Source organism: Prevotella sp. S7-1-8, from assembly GCF_000758925.1.
GTDB lineage: Bacteria > Bacteroidota > Bacteroidia > Bacteroidales > Bacteroidaceae > Prevotella.
Genome location: NZ_JRNC01000025.1, coordinates 1 through 4,848, shown reverse-complemented (window position 1 = coordinate 4,848; position 4,848 = coordinate 1). Strand labels below are relative to the sequence as shown.

Sequence of the window (4,848 nt, the reverse complement as noted above, 5' to 3'; positions counted from 1 at the left end):
CTTTCGAGGAAAGACGCCGGGGGAGTGTTGTATATCGGCCTATTAATAAATGTTAAACGCCGGGGGGGGATAAAGGAAATTAACAGTTTGGGCAGGCATGTATTTCTATCATCCACAAAATAATGGGTGGATGAAGCCTTGGGCAGGCTGCCGACGCTATGCGCTACATATTGATACATGAACTTCCAAGAATTGTTATTGCCGTTATGTCAGCTTCTTGACTATCAAATATAGAATCTATATTGTGCGTAATCGTAGAAACGACAATGCAAAATTAAAAATTTTTTCTCGAAAATTGAACTAATTTCAAGAAAAAAGTCCAGATACCTTGCGGCTCTTTCATGATTTTGTCAACGTGTCACCCAAATTACAATCCGCTTTTTGATAACCTGAAAAAGAGGTATGATGGCGAGGCAGCTCCCGGCAAGAAATAAAGTTTTTATAAAAGAGGTGTCATTTTTCGCATTCTTATCCTGATTGTTGTGATTCGTTTTCTTGCGCACAAACATTGTGCGAATGTTTGAATTTCCTGTTTGCGTCACCCTGAGTTATTTCGCGGAATGGTGCAACCGGTTGTTTTTCAGTGTGCGCTATGTGTCAGCACGATAATGTGATGAGTCATGGAAATATTTGTTTGGTTGAGCGCAAACATAAAATTTCTCGAATGGAGACAGCGAAGAGGCTATGCCAAACAAAAGGTGGCTAATATAAAACGCTTTAAGAGGAGAAAGTTTGAATTTAAAACATGGGTGGGTTGTGCGAGGATAGATACAAAATGCGTAATCGCTTGTTTTACAAATTATAGTCCAATGTCGCTCAACAGTTGCTTGACATATTGGCGTTGCCAATCTTTGTCATGGTAAACGCTTTGCCCAAGTTGCAGAACGTCAATGTCGATAGGCACCCTGTGCCTTCTTTTGTCTTCGGCCATCCTGCCCAAACGGCGCTCAATATCTTTCGTTATCTCTACCACTTTGTCATAGGACAAAGCGGTGGAAGTGACAGCCAAGCGGTTGAGATAAAGATTAGTGCCACCGCCAACAGGCGCGGTCCATATGCATTTGCTATAACGCACATTCGTAAATGCTTGGTCAATATATTTTTGTGCGTCGTCCATATGCTTTACTTGCTCATTGTTGGTGCCTAACGACAACAACAAAAACTGATTGGAACTATCCATGAATAAATATATAAACAATTTTTAGAGTCTCATTGACAGAGAGCGCATTTCCCATTCAGAAAACACAAGCCATACTTTTGTCACGGTATGCGGAGTGAACAAAAATATGGCCTATATATTCTTTCTGTTTGCCGCTGATGCTTATTTATCGTTGGCACATGGTATCTTGTCTATACGACGCTGGTGTCGGCCACCCTCAAAATCGGTAGTCAAAAATTCGTCCATGACGCGGCGAGCCGTATTCTCCTCCATGAAACGTCCTGGCATTACCAACACGTTGGCGTCGTTGTGCGCGCGGCTAAGCCGGGCTATCTCTGGCATCCAAGCCAATGCCGCCCGTATGCCTTGGTGCTTGTTGAGCGTCATGCTGATACCTTCTCCAGAACCACAAATAGCTATGCCGGGGTATACTTCGCCATTTTCAATGCCCTTTGCCAATGCGTGGGCGTAATCGGGATAGTCGCAACTCTCCTCGGTGTCAGTGCCATAGTCTTTGAAGGCGATGCCCTTCTCTTGCAAATACTTTTTTACGAACTGTTTCAGGGCATAACCTGCGTGGTCGCTGGCCAATCCTATTTTATTGATTTTCATAGTTATAAATATAAATGCTAAAGTGTTAGTATCAAATCCAAGACATGTTAGCGAACTTGGAAGAGCTTGTTTAGCATGTCTTGGATTTATCCTTGATAAGTCTATTTTATTGTTGCATGAAAGCCTTCACTTGGTTATATACGTTCTCTCCAGTATAACCCAACTTCTCGTCGAGCACTTTGTAAGGCGCGGAAAAACCAAAGCTGGGCATGCCAAATATCTTGCTGTTAGGACCGATGCCTACCAATCCTTGGAGCGTTACGGCCAAACCAGCTGTCAACCCGAATTTTTTCACCCCATAAGGCAACACGCTATCTTGGTATTCTTGGCTCTGCGCGCGGAACAAACCCTCCGAGGGGGCGCTCACGACACGAACCTTGTATCCGTCTTTTCGCAGTGCGTTGGAACCTGACACGAGCGTTGACACCTCCGAGCCGCTCGCGACAAGGATAACGTCAGGATTTTCATCAGATCCAGAAACGATATAAGCGCCTTTGGCTGCCTGCTCGTAATCTGTTCCCTCGGGTAGGCTTTCAATGTTTTGGCGAGACAGTATCAGCGCGGTGGGCGTATCCATGTTCTGCATGGCGAGTTTCCAACACACCGTGGTTTCGTCCGCGTCAGCGGGACGAAAAACGCGCACGCTGTCTTGCCCCGAGTGGTTTTGAAGTTTCTCCATAAGTCTGATTTGCGCCTCTTGCTCAACTGGCTCATGGGTGGGTCCGTCCTCGCCCACGCGGAAGGCGTCGTGCGTCCAGATAAACTTGACGGGAGTTTGCATCAAGGCCGCTAAACGAACGGCGGGCTTCATGTAGTCGGAGAATACGAAAAACGTGCCACAAGCCGCGATGACGCCACCGTGAAGCATCATGCCTATGCACATGTCGGCCATGGTCAGTTCGCTCACGCCCGCTTGGAAGAAAGCGCCACTGAAGTCGCCTTTCTTCATGCTTTGGGTCTTTTTCAAGAAGCCATCAGTCTTGTCAGAGTTGGAAAGGTCGGCCGACGCGCAAATCATGTTGGGCACCTGTTCTGCCAAGACGCCAAGGCATACAGCACTGGCGGCGCGTGTGGCGGCACCTGATTTTTGCTCCACCTTGCTCCAATCCACCTTCGGGGCCTTGCCGGAGAACCACTCGTCCATCTGTTTAGCCTTCTCCGCGTTGTCCTTTCGCCACTCAGATTCCTCAGTCTTGCGTTTGGCAACAATCTTCAAAAGTTCTTTTCGGCGATTGTCATAGAGAGCTTTTACGTCATCAAAGACAACGAATGGGTGCGCCGGGTCGCCGCCGAGATTGTTGATGGTGTTGGTGTAAGCGTCACCGCCGAGTGGCGCCCCATGCGTCTTTACACATGCCTCGTAGCTGCTGCCATCTGCCTTTAGGGCACCTTTGCCCATTACAGTCTTGCCGATAATGAGGGTGGGGCGGCTCTCTTCAGATTGCGCTGCGTCGAGTGCTTGACGTATTTGAGAGACATCGTTGCCATCTATCTCCATCACATTCCAATTCCACGCCTCATATTTAGCCTTGGTGTTCTCGCTCATCACGGCGTTTGTCTCGGTGGAAAGCTGGATATCGTTCGAGTCGTAGAACATGATAAGATTGTTCAAACCCAAATGTCCTGCTATCCTGCCCACTCCTTGTGAAATCTCTTCTTGCACGCCGCCGTCACTGATATAAGCGTATATTTTGTGCCGCATCATGGTTTTTCCGAGGCGTGCCTCAAGAAACTTTTCGGCCACGGCGGCGCCCGCTGCCAAGGCATGGCCTTGTCCCAAAGGGCCTGAGGTGTTCTCTATGCCGTGCATGACATCAAGTTCTGGATGCCCCGGTGTGATCGATTTCCATTGGCGAAACTCCTTCAAGTCGTCTATGGTGAAGAGCCCGCGAAGGGTTAGCGCGGCGTAGAGCATTGGGCTCATGTGTCCTGGATCAAGAAAGAAACGGTCGCGTCCTGCCCATTTGGGGTTTTCGGGATCGTACACCAAGTACTCGGAAAAGAGCACGTTGATAAAGTCGGCCCCACCCATGGCCCCTCCCGGGTGGCCTGATTTGGCTTTTTCTACCATTGACGCGGCCAATATTCTGATATTGTCAGCCGCATGGTTCATCACTTTAATGTCATTCATGTTTATAAGGTTTATGGGATAATTTATTTTCTGAGGTTCGTTCATCTCACATTGATTACGACGACAGACATGGCTGGTACTTTCTGTCTTGTTTTCCGTTTTTTAATCTTGCTGTCCTTAAAGGCGGCGTGCCGAGCCACCTCTGGGTGGTTGAGGCCATTGCGGCCGTCCATCTTTTTGCGGTCGGCGGCGTTGTTCATATGCCCTCCTCGCGCGAAGACGCAAACCGCCTTGGCGTCGGCAGGCATGCGCGCGGTCTCTTGGAAGCCTCCGCGCGTGTGGAGCGCGTGGCATGTTGGGAGTGGGCGCCATGTATGGTGTCTTGCCGATACAGGCGCACTTGGATGGCGACCGGGGCCTCATCCGGCCACGCTCCCCATTCGTCTATGGGGGGGCGATGCGTTTATGAGGCTCTTTGGCATTCATAATGTCACCATGTGTCTTGATAACGCCTTTTATTTGTACGCGTTTCCCCAATGTCCGATAGTGCTTATGGTTGCCGGATTTGGTTGCCGGGCGTTTCCAACCCCAGCCTTTCACCGTATGGGCCGCGCAAGGAGAGTCCATCCGTTCGTCACGCGCGCGCCAAGACGCTCGGCGAACTGGCCGTGTGTTTCCTTGTCTATTTTATCGCCACCCTTGTTTACATGGATGGTGGCCGATACTTCTTGCCCATTGACAGATAACGCTATCATGTTCAAAGAAAGTATAGTAGATGTTATTTTTCTTCATGTTGTGATCAATAGTGTCCTAAATGTTTTTCCTAAAAAATGAGGGAAGTGGCTTTCATTAAAGAGAAAGTGTTGCCTTGGCGTTTTCTCAAAACCAAGCCATCCTCCATGGCAAAGATAACACTTTTCGCTCAAGTAATCCAAGAATTGCCAAAAGAATTAATCAAATAATTGGTAAAAATAGCATGGCACGGACAAACATGCCAAGGCTTTTT

5 protein-coding genes are annotated in these 4,848 nt (G+C 48.3%); all 5 read right to left on the bottom strand.

The features are described from left to right. Window positions 1–799: 799 nt before the first annotated feature. The 5 genes from HMPREF1640_RS03990 to HMPREF1640_RS13175 all read right to left on the bottom strand — a co-directional run bounded on the left by HMPREF1640_RS03990 (window position 800) and on the right by HMPREF1640_RS13175 (window position 4,597). Window positions 800–1,180, bottom strand: a complete 381-nt coding sequence (locus tag HMPREF1640_RS03990) for a 2-amino-4-hydroxy-6-hydroxymethyldihydropteridine diphosphokinase (RefSeq protein WP_036892636.1) — start codon at window positions 1,178–1,180, stop codon at window positions 800–802. A gap of 141 nt (window positions 1,181–1,321) precedes the next feature. Further along, window positions 1,322–1,771, bottom strand: a complete 450-nt coding sequence (gene rpiB, locus HMPREF1640_RS03985) for a ribose 5-phosphate isomerase B (RefSeq protein WP_036892633.1) — start codon at window positions 1,769–1,771, stop codon at window positions 1,322–1,324. A gap of 106 nt (window positions 1,772–1,877) precedes the next feature. Then, window positions 1,878–3,902 carry a transketolase gene (locus HMPREF1640_RS03980; RefSeq protein ID WP_036892639.1) on the bottom strand — a complete coding sequence of 675 codons (2,025 nt, stop codon included), beginning with the start codon at window positions 3,900–3,902 and terminating at the stop codon, window positions 1,878–1,880. Between the two features lie 41 nt (window positions 3,903–3,943). Next, entirely contained in the window at window positions 3,944–4,150 is a 207-nt protein-coding gene (locus HMPREF1640_RS13180; protein ID WP_156098702.1) for a hypothetical protein, read from the bottom strand. A gap of 288 nt (window positions 4,151–4,438) precedes the next feature. Beyond that, entirely contained in the window at window positions 4,439–4,597 is a 159-nt protein-coding gene (locus HMPREF1640_RS13175) for a hypothetical protein (RefSeq protein WP_156098701.1), read from the bottom strand. Between the last annotated feature and the right edge of the window lie 251 nt (window positions 4,598–4,848).

What these genes read in the sequence shown, in the direction of transcription:
- HMPREF1640_RS03990 (WP_036892636.1), bottom strand. Translation starts at nt 1,180, where the DNA reads ATGGATAGTTCCAATCAGTTTTTGTTGTTGTCGTTAGGCACCAACAAT.
- rpiB (WP_036892633.1), bottom strand. Translation starts at nt 1,771, where the DNA reads ATGAAAATCAATAAAATAGGATTGGCCAGCGACCACGCAGGTTATGCC.
- HMPREF1640_RS03980 (WP_036892639.1), bottom strand. Translation starts at nt 3,902, where the DNA reads ATGAATGACATTAAAGTGATGAACCATGCGGCTGACAATATCAGAATA.
- HMPREF1640_RS13180 (WP_156098702.1), bottom strand. Translation starts at nt 4,150, where the DNA reads ATGCCTGCCGACGCCAAGGCGGTTTGCGTCTTCGCGCGAGGAGGGCAT.
- HMPREF1640_RS13175 (WP_156098701.1), bottom strand. Translation starts at nt 4,597, where the DNA reads ATGATAGCGTTATCTGTCAATGGGCAAGAAGTATCGGCCACCATCCAT.